This window comes from Microcoleus sp. B7-D4, from assembly GCF_036705125.1.
In the GTDB taxonomy this organism is placed as follows: domain Bacteria; phylum Cyanobacteriota; class Cyanobacteriia; order Cyanobacteriales; family Microcoleaceae; genus Microcoleus.
The window spans coordinates 1-17,434 of sequence record NZ_JAUBTT010000046.1 but is presented as its reverse complement, the minus strand read 5'-3'; the positions used below and the strand labels follow the sequence as shown (position 1 = coordinate 17,434).

Annotated in this window: 10 protein-coding genes; 5 read left to right on the top strand and 5 right to left on the bottom strand. The window is 44.2% G+C overall.

The window, feature by feature from the left end:
• The first annotated feature begins 447 nt into the window (after positions 1–447).
• The 4 genes from QUB12_RS19020 to QUB12_RS19005 all read left to right on the top strand — a co-directional run bounded on the left by QUB12_RS19020 (position 448) and on the right by QUB12_RS19005 (position 8,656).
• Positions 448–3,675 carry an efflux RND transporter permease subunit gene (locus QUB12_RS19020; protein ID WP_333307994.1) on the top strand — a complete coding sequence of 1,076 codons (3,228 nt, stop codon included), beginning with the start codon at positions 448–450 and terminating at the stop codon, positions 3,673–3,675.
• 462 nt (positions 3,676–4,137) lie between these two features.
• Positions 4,138–5,259 (top strand): hypothetical protein, encoded by a 1,122-nt coding sequence (locus QUB12_RS19015; protein ID WP_333307992.1) that lies wholly within the window; start codon positions 4,138–4,140, stop codon positions 5,257–5,259.
• 650 nt (positions 5,260–5,909) lie between these two features.
• Positions 5,910–7,091 carry an RtcB family protein gene (locus QUB12_RS19010; protein WP_333142064.1) on the top strand — a complete coding sequence of 394 codons (1,182 nt, stop codon included), beginning with the start codon at positions 5,910–5,912 and terminating at the stop codon, positions 7,089–7,091.
• Between the two features lie 356 nt (positions 7,092–7,447).
• A complete protein-coding gene (locus QUB12_RS19005) occupies positions 7,448–8,656 on the top strand; it encodes an ISAzo13 family transposase (protein ID WP_333307990.1) in 1,209 nt (402 codons plus the stop codon).
• Between the two features lie 303 nt (positions 8,657–8,959).
• On the opposite strand, the gene QUB12_RS19000 is transcribed toward QUB12_RS19005, so the two are convergent.
• The 4 genes from QUB12_RS19000 to QUB12_RS18985 all read right to left on the bottom strand — a co-directional run bounded on the left by QUB12_RS19000 (position 8,960) and on the right by QUB12_RS18985 (position 12,664).
• Positions 8,960–11,215, bottom strand: a complete 2,256-nt coding sequence (locus QUB12_RS19000) for a TOMM precursor leader peptide-binding protein (protein WP_333307988.1) — start codon at positions 11,213–11,215, stop codon at positions 8,960–8,962.
• Positions 11,216–11,453: 238 nt separating this feature from the next.
• Positions 11,454–11,783 carry a hypothetical protein gene (locus QUB12_RS18995; RefSeq protein ID WP_333144324.1) on the bottom strand — a complete coding sequence of 110 codons (330 nt, stop codon included), beginning with the start codon at positions 11,781–11,783 and terminating at the stop codon, positions 11,454–11,456.
• Positions 11,784–11,829: 46 nt separating this feature from the next.
• Positions 11,830–12,153, bottom strand: a complete 324-nt coding sequence (locus tag QUB12_RS18990; RefSeq protein ID WP_333144323.1) for a hypothetical protein — start codon at positions 12,151–12,153, stop codon at positions 11,830–11,832.
• A 193-nt stretch (positions 12,154–12,346) separates the two neighbouring features.
• Positions 12,347–12,664 carry a hypothetical protein gene (locus QUB12_RS18985; RefSeq protein ID WP_333144322.1) on the bottom strand — a complete coding sequence of 106 codons (318 nt, stop codon included), beginning with the start codon at positions 12,662–12,664 and terminating at the stop codon, positions 12,347–12,349.
• Positions 12,665–13,065: 401 nt separating this feature from the next.
• Between QUB12_RS18985 and QUB12_RS18980 the strand changes: the two genes are divergently transcribed.
• Positions 13,066–14,538, top strand: coding sequence for a Dyp-type peroxidase (locus QUB12_RS18980; RefSeq protein WP_333144321.1), 1,473 nt, complete (start codon positions 13,066–13,068; stop codon positions 14,536–14,538).
• Positions 14,539–15,543: 1,005 nt separating this feature from the next.
• Here QUB12_RS18980 and QUB12_RS18975 read toward each other — a convergent pair.
• Positions 15,544–17,292, bottom strand: a complete 1,749-nt coding sequence (locus QUB12_RS18975; protein WP_333144320.1) for an ABC transporter ATP-binding protein — start codon at positions 17,290–17,292, stop codon at positions 15,544–15,546.
• Positions 17,293–17,434: the final 142 nt, after the last annotated feature.

The window sequence follows — 17,434 nt, the reverse complement described above, 5'->3', positions numbered from 1 at the left end:
AGTTCGGCAACGGATTCTGTAACGGATGTAACGGATGTCAGGAAGAGGGAAGAAGGAATAAAGAAGAGGGAAAAGGGAAGAAGACTTTAGGAACAGGCAAGATGCCTGTTCCACAAGAAAGTTTATTTGTTGTGGAACAGGCATCTTGCCTGTTCCTGATGGCGATAACTTAGAGAGATTCAAAAGCCCCTGGCAATTTCTGCCAATCTGCGTTTTGGGCGATCGACTACCTCTAAAGGAATATTCAAAAAAACATTTTTGACAATTTATTAAAATTTATTATACTACTTGTCAGGTGCGGAGCGTAAATATTCTCTCACTCCCGATACACAATAAAGCCTGACCGAAAACAATTTAGTCGCCAGCCCCGCGATTCATTCCTTTGCAGGCTGACTGACGGGGTAAACTTTTCAATTCTTTAATCTAAAATCTAAAATCTAAAATCGAATGACTCCCGACAAAACCGGATTCAGTATTAGCGCGACAGCCATTCGCCGCCACATCGGCACCCTCATGCTGACACTTGCCATTATAGTCGTGGGCATTTTCTACATAACCCAACTGCCCGTTGACTTGCTGCCCTCCATCACCTATCCCCGCATCAGCGTGCGCTTAGACGCCCCCGGAGTCTCCCCAGAAGTGGCAGTTGACGAAATTACCCGCCCCCTCGAACAAGGACTTTCAGCAACAGAAGGAGTCACGCAAGTTTTCTCCCGCACGCGGGAAGGACAAGTCAGCGTCGATTTATTCTTTAGACCCGGCGGCAATATCGACCAAGCCCTCAACGACGCTACAGCCTCCGTCAACCGCATTCGCAACCGACTTCCTGATACAGTTGAATCGCCAAATCTATTTAAATTTGACCCTTCTCAACAGCCGGTTTACGAATTTGCCCTGACTTCAGACTCACGCCAAGGGGTAGATTTGCGGGTATTTGCCGATGAAGAATTAGCCAGGGAAATAAACGTGATTCCCGGAGTCGCTTCCGTTGACATTTCCGGCGGCGTTCAAGAAGAAATTCAAGTTAATATTGACCTGAATCGGCTGCAAAGTTTAGGAGTTAATCTCAACGACGTTTTTAATGCTTTGCGTTCGCGCAATTTAGACACTTCCGGCGGCCGGCTGCGGCAAGAATCAAACGAACCGCTGACGCGCACAATTGGTCGCTTTAAAACAGCCTCGGAAATCGCCAATCTTTCCTTTCAAGTATCCGGTTCCAACCCGCCAAAACGAGTCTACCTGCGCGATTTTGCCCAAGTCAATGACGGTACAGAAGAACAGCGAGTCAAAGTTTTTCTCAATCAAAAACCAGCCGTTAAAATTAGCATCTTGAAACAGCCGGACGCCAACACGATTACTGTTGTAGACGGAGTGAAAAATCGCATCAAAGAAATGCAGGATTCCGGGTTAATTTCGGCGGACATGACCGTAGTTACTACCTTAGACGAATCCAGATTTATCCGCAATTCCTTAGCCGATGTGGCGAATGCGGGGGTTTCAGGGGCAGTGCTGGCTGCGATCGCAGTTTTGTTCTTTCTAGGTTCCCTGAGACAAACCCTGATTATCTCTCTGACTATTCCCCTGTGTACTCTAGCAGCCATTATTTTAATGCGGCTGTTCGGCTTGTCGCTGAACTTGTTTAGTTTAGGCGGTTTAGCGTTAGGAATTGGTCAGGCGATCGATACCAGCGTAGTTATTTTAGAAAATATTGTAGTCGGTCTAGACAGCAACCCTCATCTGAAAAAAGGCAGAATCAAAGATCGGAAAGAACGCACGATAGAAGAGTCTGTAGAGCGGAGTGAAGAAGTAGAATCAGCAATGATTGCCTCCACTGCCGCTAACTTAGTATCAGTGCTGCCATTCCTGCTGATCGGTGGCTTCTTTTCGCTGCTATTTAACGAATTGATTTTGACAATTAGCTTTGCAGTAGCAGCGTCTCTGCTAGTAGCTTTAACTGTAGTGCCGATGCTGACTTCTCGCTTGATGGGAATGTCTTATTCCAGCGGTATCAGTCAGTTCGGGCCGATAAAACATTTCAATCGCGGTTTTGAAAACGGCACGCGGGCCTACGGTTCAATGCTGTCAAAAGTGCTGGGTTTGCGGTTAATTATCATTGCCCTCGCTTTTGTGATTTTAGGCGGCGGCACTTGGGTGATGGCAGGTCAAATCCCCCAAGAAATTTTGCCGAGAGTTAATACAAGTCAAGCCCGATTATTTGCTTTGTTTCCTCCGGGTACTAACTTGGAAACAAATCAAAAAGTGGTTGCCGCCGCCGATAAACTTCTGCTCGCACAGCCAGAAACAGCGTACACTTTAACGACAGCGGGAGGGCTGCTTTTCGGCAACAATACAGTTGAAAATTTGCTCAGGGGAAGCAGCACAATCACGCTAAAACCAGGTACGAATACCATCGCTTTTACGGAAAGAATGACTGAGGAATTCAAGAAACTTGACGTTCCTAAAGGAACTCGTCTGCGGCTAGTTCCAGAATCGATTAGGGGTTTAGTTTTAACTAATTCCCCAGTGCGGGGCGGCGAAATTGATGTGGTGGTTCAGGGGCCAACTGAAGAAGTATTGCAGCAAGCAGGTCGTCAGATATTAAAAGAATTAGATGAGAAGGTAAAATTAGCCCGGTTTCGCCCGGACGGAGACGCGCCGCAGTCAGAAGTGCAAATTCGTCCAGACTGGGAAAAGGCCGCTGTGTACGGGCTGACGGCCCAAGACATTGGGGAGACCATTCAGACAGCAATTGAAGGTGCTGTTCCGACTCAATTGCAGCGGGGAAACCGCTTGGTAGATGTGCGGGTGCAGTTCGATCGCACTTCTGTAAAATCTATTGCTCAACTCGGACAAATTCCCTTATCTGGCGGCAATAATAGCATCGTCCGTTTAAGCGATGTGGCAAATATTACGATCGGCAAAGCACCAGGAGAAATTCAGCGTCTCAACCAGCGACAAGTTTTCTTAGTTGTAGGAAACTTGAATCGGGGCGCAAGTCTCGGCGATGCTGTCCAGCAAGTCGATGCAGTTTTATCAGAAATGAAGTTGCCGCGAGGAGTAAGCATTGTGCCGAGTTCTGCTGCTGAAACTAATCAGCAATTGCAAACTTCTCTAAAACTTTTGGGCGGATTGGCGACTTTTTTAGTGTTTGTAGCGATGGCGGTGCAGTACAATTCCCTGGTTGACCCGCTGGTGATTTTGCTGACAGTGCCACTGGCGTTGGCGGCGGGAGTATTCGGGCTTTATGTGACCAAAACTGCGATCGGTGCGACGGTGATGATCGGTGCAATTTTGCTAGTGGGAATTGTGGTGAATAACGGCATCATTATGATCGAGTTGGCGAACCAAATCCTGGAAGATGAAGGAGTCGATCGCACAACAGCAATTCTCAGGGCGGCACCTCAGCGCTTGCGGCCGATTTTGATGACAACTATTACTACAGTTTTGGGTTTGTTTCCCCTAGCTTTGGGAATTGGAGAAGGTTCGGAGTTTCTGCAACCTTTGGGTGTGGTGGTGTTTTCGGGTTTGTCGCTGGCGACGCTGCTGACGCTGTTTATTATTCCCTGTTTCTATATTTTGCTGCACGATTTCTTCGGGATGTTTGCAGGGAATAAGAAACCGCACGGGGTTGTTATTCCCCTGCAGAAGGCGGGGAGAAAGACTCCGAATTTGTAATAATTTAGTGCCAGCAAATACGCGCTTTTCCCGCAATCCGGCAGGGAATGAATTCCCTGCCTCATAGCGAAAGTCGGTTAAAACCGACTGTAGATTTTGAGGGAACATACGATCTATTTCAGTCCTCTTTTAGAGGACTTTTACTATGAGACAGGGAATTCATTCCCTGTCGGGCTGTCGGTTAAAACCGACTGTAGATTTTGAGGGAACATACGATCTATTTCAGTCCTCTTTCAGAGGACTTTCGCTATGAGACAGGGAATTCATTCCCTGTCGGACTGTCGGACTTACCAACAATACTGGTACGGCATTTGATGTTAAGTTGAGGCGCCGATAATTAGTCGGTAAGGTGCGTCAGTAAACAGTCTCTGACTCCCCAAAGAAATTCCCGACTGACGCACCCTACGATAAATGCTGCAAGATTTCAGTTAAAATAGAGCTTATTTACGCTGAAATATCTTTATGCTGATTTTACCAAAACATGAAAAACAAATTGACTGGGGTATCTTAGCCATAAATCAACGCACTGATTCCGATTGGACTATTGCGACAAGTTGCGATCGCAAAAAAGTCACTTTAGTCGATCGCAACTTGTCGCCAAAATACGAATACCAGCTTCCAGACGAAATTAGCTGTTTAGCCATTAGTCCCAAAGGCGATTTGCTGGCAGCAATTATGGCAAATGGCAATCATTTAGCAATTATGACAGCAGAAAACCAGCTAGTTTTTGAAGAACAGCTACCTAACCCTCCTGTTAAGTTTTCGTATAACAAAAATGGATTTCAGGACTGCTGGTTTGATGCAGACGGCGTGCGTTTTTGGTGCATGAAATTAATTGAAGGCGGGGAAGTCGAGATTCAAATTCGCGATACCAATTCGTGGCAAATTCAACGACAACTTTTGCTCGAAGACCCTTTTTGCTGGAGTTCCTTCTCGTTTCACCCGCACCCCGAAAATCAAATTTTAGCTCTTTGGGCTGCCGCAGGTCAGGACGGACAGCAAATCTACTGGCTTTATGACGATGGTACGGAAATTCACGCCGTGGAGGTTCCATGTCCCGATGACACAGGGCCTCCAGAATTTCATCCTGCTGGTGGCGAATTTGTGGTTGTACACGATTGCGATCGACAAATCAGCAGATTCAGTTTTCCTGAGTGCAATCTACTTGGAATATGCGAATGCCCTTGTCCTGATTCGGATGACAGGTTTAGCTACTCTACCTACCTATCAGACGATCGCCTTCTAATTAACACTGGTAATGGGAGAATGTATCTAATCGATATTGAAAAAATGGAAATGTTAGATGAACTGATTTTAAGCGGTCATGAACCGCGTCCTTCTCAAGAACTTTATCCTAATCTCAAGGATGTTGAAGAAGGACTTTGCAGCGACTTGGACCGCTTTTATCGATTTGATTCAGATAGTATTCTTTCCGTTCACTCACAACTGCCGAGTCAAGAAGCTGACTCTACACAGAAGACATTAGTTATCTTTGGGGGAAAAGAGCTGTTTGGTTCCTTGACGGAGGTACAACAATCCGCACCCTACAGTCAATTATTCATTCAATCTTTAGGCATTTCTTAAGGATTTTCAATACAAAACGCTTCTTGTGCCGTGTTAGCTTTTCACTCGCTTTCCCACAATCCGACAGGGGTTGAAACCCCTGCCTCATAGCGAAAGTCGGTTAAAACCGACTGTAGAGTTTGACGGGAAGTGCGAGGGATTTTAGTCCTCTTTGAGAGGACTTTAGCTATGAGACAGGGAATTCATTCCCTGTCGGACTGTCGGTTAAAACTGAGATATTGCACCATTCTCAATTAGACGTAGGGGCGGGTTCGCCAACAGCCTTAAAGCTTGCAAATAGGTTCTATAAACCCGCCCGACCCCACGAAAAATCCTCTTATTGATATTGCTGCAAGATGTCGGTTAAAACCGACTGTAGATTTTGACGGGAAGTGCGATCGATTTTAGTCCTCTTTGAGAGGACTTTTGCTATGAGACAGGGAATTCATTCCCTGTCGGAATGTCGGACTTACCAACAATACCGCTACTGCATCTGATGTGAAGTTGACGCGGCAATAATTAGTGGGTAAGGTGCGTCAGTAAAAATTCTATGACTCCCAAAAGAAATTCCCGACTGACGCACCCTACGAGAATTAGTGTGTTTGACATCCGAAAGTCTTTGTGGTACACTTGTACTACATAACAAACTTGCAAAACCAACTTAAACAAAAATGCCCTACGAAAAATTAGACATATCAGCCCCAAAACCAGTATTATCTTGGGCAAATCACGCCCTGGGCGAAAAAGAAACCAAGATGACCGCAAACGTAGCATCTTTGCCCTTTGTATTCAAACACGTCGCACTAATGCCCGACGTACATTTAGGAAAAGGTGCTTTAGTCGGTTCAGTAATTGCCACAAAAGAAGCGATTATTCCGGCGGCTGTGGGCGTCGATGTGGGTTGCGGTATGTCTGCGATAAAAATGCCATTCAAAGCTCACAAATTAGAAGGCAAACTCAAACAAATTCGCCTCGATATCGAAGCAGCAATTCCAGTCGGATTTTCGGAAAACAAAGAAGTAGAAACAACTGTCACCAACTGGCAAGGATGGGGCGAGTTTAAGGAACTTCATCAAGGTGTGCAGCACCAAAACAATAAAGCCTTAAAACAAATGGGTTCCCTCGGCGGCGGTAATCATTTTATTGAGGTTTGCGTTGATACTGAAAACTTTGTTTGGCTGATGCTGCATTCCGGTTCTCGCGGCATTGGAAATTTGCTCGCACAGCAGCATATAGAGACGGCTAAAGATTTAGCTAAACTGGCAGAAATTAATCTGGCTGACAAAGATTTAGCTTATTTTGTGGCGGGTACGCGGGAGTTTGCGGCTTACTGGCACGATTTGCAGTGGGCGCAAGATTATGCTCGTTTTAATCGCGATGTAATGATGAATCGGTTTAAGCGAATTGTGGAAAAGCACGTCGCGGGCGGCAAATCTGTTAAGCCGTTATTAGAGGTGAATTGCCACCACAATTACGCGGAAAAAGAGGTGCATTTTGGCGAAGATGTGTATGTTACTCGCAAGGGTGCCGTGCGCGCGGATGTTGAGGATTACGGGATTATTCCGGGTTCGATGGGGGCGAAGTCTTTCATTGTTAAAGGGAAGGGAAATGCTGAAAGTTACTGTAGTTGCAGTCACGGTGCGGGGCGCTTGATGTCTCGCACTCAAGCGAAGAATGTATTCACTCTCGATGATTTGGTGCGGCAGACTGAGGGGGTTGAGTGCCGGAAAGATGAGCAATTTTTAGATGAAATTCCGGGGGCTTATAAGCCGATTGATGAGGTGATGAGTCAGCAGTCGGATTTGGTGGAAGTTGTGGCGACTTTGAAGCAGGTGGTTTGTGTCAAGGGGTGACAGAAACTGGTTTATTCTTTTATATGTTGCACCATTCTCAATTAGCCTTTTATGAACAGGCAAGATGCCTGTTCCACAAAGAGTAGATTTTCTTGTGGGGAGTAGGGGTTGCGCTTCTAGCCCACCCAAAAAAGGATTATTGAGAATGGTGCAATATCTCAGTTTATTTGTACTTCACTTAGCTAAAAATTGCTGTATAGGAAGAAGGGGGAAATTGAGCTTAGGAATGAAAAATAAATAAATTGATGAATTATCGGTTATAATGAAAAAAGTGTGAGATTACAATTTTCACTCCTTAGTGAGCTCGACGCACAACGGGTTTTTCTACTCAACTACTCTAATTTACTTTTAAATCCATGTCTTATTCTAATTCAATTGAGTCAGAAATGAAAAAATTTTATAAATCCTTATCAGAAAAGGATAAAAGAAGGTATGCAGCTATCGAAGCTCAAAAATTAGGATGGGGTGGAATTAGCTATGTAATGCAACTTTTGGGATGCAGTCGAAACACCATCGTCAAGGGAATAGAAGATTTAGAAAAAATGGACTCAGAGACACTCAATAGTTCCAGGGTCAGAAAGAAAGGAGGGGGAAGAAAAAGTATTCTGTCTACTCAAATCGGTCTTGATGCAGCATTTTTAGAAGTTTTAAAAAATTACACAGCCGGAGACCCAATGAATGAGTTAATCAAATGGACTAATTTGACCCATAAAGAAATAGCTTCGGGACTACGAGCGGCAGGTTTTACCATTAGTCTCCCCTTAGTTGCCCAACTATTAAAAAAGCATGGATATGTGAAACGAAAAGCTCAAAAAAAACAAACAATAGGAATTAACAAAAATCGGGATGCTCAATTTCAAAACATTGCTAGACTTGATGCAGAGTATAGAGAAGCCAGCAATCCTATCATTAGTTTTGACACAAAAAAAAAAGAAGTTTTAGGAAATTTGTATCGTCCGGGAACTCTCTATACAAAGGAACCTGTCACTACTTTCGATCATGATTTTTGGAGTTTAGGTCACGGCAAAGTAATTCCCCATGGAATTTATGATTGTCAACAAAACCGAGGATATATAACATTAGGAAATAGTAAAGATACCAGTGAATTTGCCTGTGAGTCTTTGAAAAATTGGTGGAATAATTATGGTAAAGCTACCTACCCTAACGCTAATTCTATCTTGGCTAAATGTGATGGGGGAGGTAGTAATAATGCCAATCATTATATCTTTAAAGAAGATTTGCAGAAATTAGTTAATGAAATAGGAATTGAGATCAGAATTGCTCATTACCCTCCTTATACATCTAAATATAATCCGATAGAACATCGACTTTTTCCTCATATTACTAGGGCTTGTCAAGGAGTAATTTTTACAAGTTTAGAATTAGTCAAATCTCTCGTCGAAAAAACTCAAACTAAAACGGGACTATCTGTAGCTGTAAATATCCTTAATAAAGTTTATCAAACTGGTCGAAAGGTAGCTGATAACTTCAAAAATAATATGCAAATTGTTTTTGACGAATATTTGCCCAAATGGAATTATCGAGCCGTACCCCAACCTGAGTAATTCATTAAGTTATTTATTTTTCATTCCATAGGGGCAATCCCCCCGTGTATTGGTGTCAACTTAAGCTGAAAGCCCGCCTGGGGTTTTAACCCCTGGCTAATAGCTTAAGTCCTCTGAAGAGGACTAATAAATTTGAGAGTTTTCTTCAGTCCTCTTTAGATGACTTTAGCTATGAGACAGGGGTTTTTACCCCTGTCGGACTGCGGGTTTAACCTTAATGTTGACACCTATGGGGCAAGGGGCGTCGCCCCTACACTTTTACACAAATGATTTAAAATTGCATTAACCATAAGCCTAAACCTCTCAGAAAAAAGCTGGGAGGGGATTCAAATTTTCCTCAGTCAAAGCTTTAGCTAGCCAACCCATTTTAACGGGTACATCGTACAGCCGACCTGCACCCAATCTAGGCCAAAAATGCCGCAGTCCGGGTACAATTACTTTAACAACAGATAAGCCTAAATCAGGGCGGCTTTGGTCTAAAACAATTGTTTCTAATCCGTTCGCTCTGGCAATTTCTACGCAGTTCATTACGTCTGTATAAAGATCGTCGCTCCACTGTTTGAGATAGTCTGCGGGTGTTTTTGATGGGGCTGTTTTGTCTGGCAATAAATAGGGGTGTTGAGCGACTGTTGCACTCTTCCACCATTCGATCGCTTCTCGGTCGCGATCGCGATCGGCACTCTTTGGATCGAGTATACCAAAAAACGCAGCAGGCAGCGATTGATTCAGTTCGGTTAAGGCCCGTAGCAGGGCTATTTGCGGGTCAAAATGTGCCCCGAAACCCATAATAATATTCTCTTCTTCACGGTCATTGCGGCGCGAAATAGCGGCAAATACGGGAATGTTTAAATCGCTGGTAAGGTCGAGTACCCAGAGGTCGCGCTGAAGCGTTTTGTAATGCGCCTCTATTTGCTGAAAATACGGCTCGTCAAAGCTGGAAAGATCCGCTGCTGGTTTTTTCAATCGGTTATACCACCACAGGGCAATACTGTCTCGTTCTACTAATTCCATGAAGCCTTGCAGGATTGCTTCTTCTAAGTAGTTTCCGGCGGCGCATCCATTGGAGTTGGCAACCGCAAAGGGGGCATGATATTTTTGGGAATAACCGCTGTAACAGTAGGCAGTGGGGATGTATCGAGGCGCGTTGTGAGTTAACGACCAAGCTGGACTCCACTCGATTTCCACCTCTTCGTTGAATGGTTCTGGAATCCAGTTAAATCTGATGCGATCGCTATTCAATTGCTCGCGATTTGAAAACTGCTTTTCGCTAAAAAGCATACAAGTATTTGGGTGAATTGCGACACTCCCCAAGTCTTTTAACTTCCCTCTAATTCTGGCTTCATCTCCTTGAAATGCGATGGAGTAGCGCTCGATTGCTTCGCTCAAGGCGCTGACTTTTGCCTGAGTGTCGCTTTTTCCCTTACCGTAAGATTCGCTACGCAGGCTTTCTTGCAATTCATTTAAGTCTGCGATCGCGCCGACTAAACTGTAACCGGCACGGTAGGAAGTTGTCAGTCCGTTTTCTTCCTCCCAGGTAGAAATTCGCTGAAGAATGCTGATAATGCCAGTAATTGGGCTGACGTGATGCTCTAAGTTTTTCAAGGTTTGTTGTGGCGAGATGCAGCGGTGTCCGCCATCGCGAGTAAAAGATTTCTTACGACTAGAAAGAGCGATGGGTGCTGATTGTTTGGCTGCGAAATCTTGGGGGTTTCCGCAGCACGGACAATGGGGACGCTGCACGAGAAAGTGATGGCGTTTTTCTAGAGAAAGCGCGTTTAAGGTGATGATATTGCTTTCGAGAGATTCGCTGCGATCGCAGGCGCTCCATTTAGCAAGTTCGGTGGCGGCGATGCCGTAGGCTGTAGCTAGGGTTGATGGCAATGCAGATAAAGAAGTGGGGAAAGATAAGGTATTTTTTTGCTGTTGCAGGTAATTTTCTACTTTGCGGTGCGATCGCATTCGGTGCGCTAGGCATTCCCAGCAGCCAGTTTTGCCGGGGATAAAAATCGGGCCGATCCAAATTTCTGTTCCTAATGGTTTAACGAGCATCCAGGGGCGATCGTTCTGCAAGGCTTTTTGATTAATTTCTTCTAAATCTTCTTGCAGGTAATCGTCAGTTAGCACCACCGAGCGATCGCCATTTTCGCCGAGTTTAACTCCCACAGATGCGATCATTTCTTTGAAGGGTTCGGTGTCGATTTCACCCAAGGAAACTACAGAAACAATCGCTTCCTTGAGGCGTTTTTCAGCTATCTCTGGCTCTACCTTTAGCATTTCCCAAAAAGCGGCTTTTTCGGCGGACACGGAGGGAGCGGCATCTGTAATATAGCCTTGACTTTGCAGGCGATCGAGCAGATAGAATATTTCGACAAAAGAGAGTCTATCTTGCAGAGTCTCTATAATTTCTTCTAAGGTGTGTTTACCGTCTAGAAGCGGTGCAAGCTGAATGTAGGCATCTCCCCGTAACAAAAAATGGTCTTTTTCGGTAAGTAAAAATACGCCTTCAGAAGGGACTATTTCGCAGCGAAAACAGGGCTTAAACCTCGGCAGACGCATCATTGTTTAAATAACTATTGTTTAAATAACTCATGTCAGAGATTAGTGCAAATTTTTTATATTTTATTTCCGCCAAAAAACTATCTCTTCTTTCGTGCTTTAGGCTCTAGGGGCGCATAGCCATGCGCCCCTATGGAGAAGGCATATCTGGTAGGAGTAAGTCAGGGCTAATTTTACGCGCGATCGCTAATTCAAAAAATATGTCTTGAGAATTAGCGTTTTAAAACACCAGATTCGATCTTCAACATACTCTGAGAATTCCGTACAATCCGTCTTGCTTGGCATAGCCATAGAGCTGTTCCTCGCTTAAATCCCCCGTTGTTAAACTTTCTGGCAGGGGAGGAAGGGCTAAAAAACCCTCTTCCGAGTCAGGGGCATCTACATATTTGAGGATAGTCTGGCAAGCTTCTGCTAGCTTTTCAGGTGAGCGAGAGTTGGCGATTTCACTAATTGTTTGTCTCGGATCTTTGTTCAGTTTTCGCAGAAAGTCTTTATTGTCGTGTTTCCAAGCATGAGCAAAAACCCGTGCCCAGGCATCTCGCAACTCTGGCGGACAAGGAGTGTTTATCATTATTTTTCTCTTTTCATGCGTAGGTCGTGCAAAATTTTTAGGCCATTCAAGTATGTCTCATAATTCCGTACAACTCGCTTTGATTGGCATAAGCATAGAGTTGTTCTTCGCTCAATCCTTCTAATCCCTCTGGTAGAGTCGGCAGCGATATGAAACCATACTCGCAGTAGTCGTCATTTACATATTCGAGAATCGTCGCACATGACCCTAGTATACTTTCAGGTTTACCAGAGTTTACAACATCACCAATTGTTTGCCTTGGATCTTTCCTCAGTTGGTGCAGAAATTCCTTATTATCCTTATGCCAAGCATGACCAAAAAGACGGTTCCATGCTTCAGCTAAGTCTGGAGGATACAGGGGTTTGTCCATAATTTACCTCTCAGCTAATGGTCAAATAGAGCACTTGTCGATAAAACCTATCGGCTGATGACAGCCTAGTACGGAAATATCTTTAAGTCAAGATACAATTTACATAAATTTACGCCAACTGCACGTTATGAATCCGGAAATAAATTTCCGGGCTGGCTATAGAGCGGAGCGAGAATGCTACAAGATATCCGATTTAAGTGAATCTCATAAGCCCAAATAATCCACCTTGATTGGCATATCCATAGAGTTGGTCATCGCTTAAAGTATCTAGCTCCTCCGGTAGATTGGGAAGCGGGAGAAAACCCTCTTCTGAATCTGGCGAATTTATATGCTCGATGATAGTCGCACAAGCTCCGCTCAGTTTTTGAGGATTTCCAGAGTTTACTACATTATTGATTGTTTGTTTTGGATATTTTCTCAATTGCCGCAAAAACTCTCCATTTTTCCAAGCATAGGCTATGACCTTGACCCACGCAGCCTGTAGGTCTGACGGGTACAGACTCTTAGTCATAATTTACCTCTCTTTAGGTGTTGGTGTTGCGAAATAGTTAGACAGACTATTTTGCGCTAAAAGCTTGTCCTCCTAAATTTATTAAGGAAAAATATTTGTGTCAAGAGGTTTTATTAAAAGTTTATACAAGTATTTTTTCTTTACAAATATTTTCCATAGACCGCAACGCGGGCTTCAATTCATAGAATTGTAAATACAAATAAAAGGTTTTAAAGATAAACGGGAAAATTGTTGTATTTTTTACAAAAGTTTATAGCTTGACAGGACACTTACAACCTGGTAATTTTGATAAATCAAAGCCAAGCTCCGCTAAGCAACAAAGCTGTTAACTATCTTACAGTTTGCAAAACTGAGAAACGGCTAAAGCCAAAACCTCAAAAATAGAGTGCTGCAAAAAAGCTGTGACCATAGACTTAAACCAAACCCATATCGATCCTAACAATCCACAGTATCAAAATATGTTAGAGGATTTGCAGGGAAATATCCTCAAAAGTCACGAACGAGACTATTCAACCCATATTTTGATTAAATTCAAGTCAGACCCGGACGCAGTTAAAAAATGGATCGGCTACTTTACCGAAAAGTTTGTTATGTCCGCTAAGAAACAGTGGGACGATAATGCTAAGTTTAGAAGCAACTGTCAAGAAGTCGAAGGTTTGTTTGCCAACTTTTTTCTATCTTATAACGGTTATAAAGTGCTCGGCTTCGAGTTAGATGCCGGGGGAAGCGGCGAATTTCCCAGTCCGGCTTTTAAGGTGGGACTTCGGCAATTTAGGACAATTTTGTTCGACCCTCCAGTTGAAGAATGGGAAGAAGGTTTTCAAGATGAAATTCATGCTTTTATTCTCCTGGCTGATAACGATCGCGACAACCTGGAAAAACAGGCAAAACAAGTCATAGAAGAAGTTGGGCGCGTCGCAGAGATTGTTCATACAGAAGTAGGCATTGTCCTCAAAAATAAAAAAGGGCAGACTATTGAACATTTTGGGTTCAGAGATGGTGTCAGCCAGCCTCTATTTTTAAAAGAAGATATTGAGCTAGCCAAAGAACAAGGTACTGATTTGTGGGATGCTTCTGCACCTTTAGAATTAGTGCTTGTAAAAGATCCTTTCGGTGAGGGAGAGCATAGCTTTGGCAGCTATTGCGTCTACCGAAAGCTCGAACAAGATGTGCGAGGATTCAGAGAAGCAGAGAGAGAACTGGCTAAAAAGCTGCGATTGTCAGATCGAGATGTAGAAAGGGCCGGCGCTTTAGTTGTAGGGCGGTTCAGAGACGGAACCCCAGTGACGCTTTCTCCATCGGAACAAAATTCCGATACGGTTCCTAATAATTTCAATTATGATAGCGATCGCGACGGAATGAAATGTCCCTTTCACGCACACATCCGCAAAGCAAATCCGCGCGGCGACAAAAACGACAAATACCAAACCTTAGAAGAACACCGCCAGCGTCGAATTGTTCGTCGAGCAGTTAGCTATGGCGAGATGCCGAATGCACGGGATAACTCCCTGTCAAAACTCTCGCGATTTGAAAATCAACTGGAACATTTAAAAGAGTTGAAGGTTCAGCCAGCGTCAGGCGAAAAAGTAGGATTGCTGTTTCTATGTTTTCAGCGCGACATTTTCAACCAGTTTATGTTTATGCAAAAAAACTGGGCGAATAATCAGCATTTTGTCAACTATACAACAGGCTTGGACGGCATTGCAGGTCAAGGAAAAAAACAAATTGAAGGGCAAGCGTGGCCGAAAGAGTGGGGGAAGGACGAGAAAGTACCGTTCGATTTTTATAATTTTGTCACGATGAAAGGAGGCGAATTCTTTTTTGCTCCTAGCATTAGTTTTCTGAAAAATATTTCAGCGCTCGCCGTGAAATAAAACACGCGATTATATAGCCTTTCGAGCTCTCATATGAGGTACTCATGGGCATAGGGCATAGGCCTCCGTGGGCATAGGGCATACCTCACTTTTTTGAGAACCGCTATACCAAATCCGGCTTAAATATCCCCTTTAGGGGTAAAGCCGGGATACGGACAAAATAGGACAGGATGTAAAGAAATGTAATGAAGCCGCCACTCCCAGGCAGATTTATTGAAGCAAGCAGAACAAGTAAAAAGCTTGCATAACATACAATAGAAGGTAAGCTTGACACTCAAGCGGGCTAAAGCCACTGAGATTCTGCTGACAGAATAACTTTAGTTATTACTAAAGTTTAATTCTCGCTACGGTGGTCAAATACCGTCTACTTAGTCACCCAAATCAAGTTTAGGTTTCTAGCTACTTTTGTCGTTTTAACGTTTTCTGAACCATCACGCTTGCCAAAATGCGGTACGCTCAACAACCTGCTATTGCTTGCCCTTTACTGTCATACTGTCATCAAGCTTGCACTTGACCGTTGTTTCCAGGGGCGGGAATTTCTCGCCTTCTAGGATGTCTCAACACGTAGATGCTCGTTCTTACTCACTTCTCGAACATAATACAATATTTCAACCAAAATAGAAACAAAGAAAAACACGGGGACTGAAGTCCCCGCGTCGCTTACCTCTCAGGGCTGAAGCCGCTGAGTTTCCCGCATCCCGTATGAATTTTTATGAATACGAGCTGTCCCAAACCCAAATGTAAAGAGATGTAACAATCCCGTCATCCCCGAAATCACTCCGACTCCCACAGGACTTACGCAAGCACGCTATATGTCAATACGGTTCAGTTAACGCTGTCCGACGAATTTAACCTCACGATTTTATGGGAAATACAGGCATCTTTTAGAAGTCAGATTGCTCTTAACTGAACCGTATTGCGCTATATATAGCGTACTTGCGTAAGTTCTGACCAATCTACTTATTTAGGGTCTAAGTATAGATGACTCAAAGTATCTGTCACTTGTCAATGCAGCAATTCCTCTAATTTTTGCTGGTTCCACAAATACTGATAAAGCCCTGTTTGCCCTACCAATTCAAGGTGAGTGCCACTCTGAACTATTTCTCCTCTCTCCATCACAAAAATGCGATCGGCACTGGCCGCTGCTGACATTTGATGGGAGATAAAAATTACCGTTTTGCGATCGGTTCCCGTTGCCAAGTTTCGCAAAATGTCGGTAGCAGTTTGATTGTCAACGCTGGAAAGAGCATCATCCAAAATTAACACCGGGGCGTCAACTAACAAAGCGCGAGCAAGTGCTGTCCGCTGCCGCTGTCCGCCGGATAAAGTAATGCCGCGCTCGCCGACAACTGTTTTGTACTGTTGCGGGAAGTTGAGGATTTCGGCGTGAATTTGCGCTTGTTTTGCTGCGACTTCAATCTCCGGCTGTTCCGCTAAAGGGTTTCCGTAGCGGATGTTATTCTTGATGGTAGTGCCGAACAGAAAACTTTCTTGCGGAACGTAGGCGATCGCCCCGCGCAATTCGCTCAATTTTACCTCAGTAATATCCTGTCCGTCTAAAAATAACTCGCCCGGATCGATATCTAGCAAGCGTGGCAGTGCATTAGCTAAAGTTGATTTTCCCGATCCGATCGCCCCAACAATTGCGACAGTTTCGCCCGGTTTTATGGTAAAATCAACATTTTTAAGCGCGGGTGTCTTAGCACCCGGATAAGTATAATTTAGATGGCGAGCCACAATTTCTCCTTTGACTGGAGTTGCCAGTTCAACTGCATCGGCAGTATCCTTAATTTGCGGTTCCACAGTCAGAATTGATTCGATGCGATCGACACTCACTTCTCCCCGCTGGTAAGCCGTAATTGTGAAACCCAACAGCGCCGTCGGAAACACCAAGCGCTCGACATAAATCAGCAACGCCACAAAATCGCCAATGCTAATTTGACCATTAGCAATTGCCCCGCCACCAGCAGAAAGCAGCACCAACAAACTGATGCTTGCCAAACCGCCCAGCAGCGGAAAAATAAAGTTTCTAGTTTTTGCTAATTCCAAATTTGCTGATAGCAACTGCGCGTTGGAATTGCGAAAAGCTCGGCGTTCGTTTTCTTCTTGAGCGTAGATTTTTATTACGGACATCCCGCTCATATCTTCCTGAATTAAATCGCTCATCGCCGACAATTCCTCTTGCACGGCTAACTGTTGGATGCGAAGTTTGTCGCTAAATAACTGTACCAAAACCAGCATTAAAGGATAAACTGCGATCGCAAACAGCGTCAACCTTACATTAATCCCCAGCATCACCGGCAAAGTCAAAGCATAGGCAAATGCCGTATTCGCCAAACTGAGTACCGCAAACCCCACCAAGCGCCGAATATTGTCCAAATCGGAAGTAGCGCGGTTAATTAAATCCCCTACCGTATTGGCGGCAAAATAAGACGGTTCTAATGTTAATAAATGGTTAAATATTTGCTGTTTGAGGTCAAATTCGACTTGACGCCCGACGCCAAACAGCAAAATCCGCGACGCCATCCGAATCACCCACATAATTGAGGCGAGAATCAGAATTAGTGCCACGAAGTTGAAAACTTGGTCAAATTTAGTCGCATATTGGAGAGTGTCAACTGCATTCCGAATCAGCAGGGGAATGTAAACGCCCACAGCATTGACAACCAATAGCGAAAAAATGCCCCAGAATGTTGGTTTCCAGTGCGGGCGCATATAAGAGCCGAGTTTTTGCAGTCGAGAATAACGAGCCATAGGAAGAAGGAAGAAGGAAGAAGGTTCGGCAGCGGATTTTGTAACGGATGTAACGGATGGATGCTGAAGGAAGAAGGAAGAAGGAAGAAGGAAGAAGGAAGAAGGAAGAAGGAAGAAGGAAGAAGGAAGAAGGAAGAAGGAA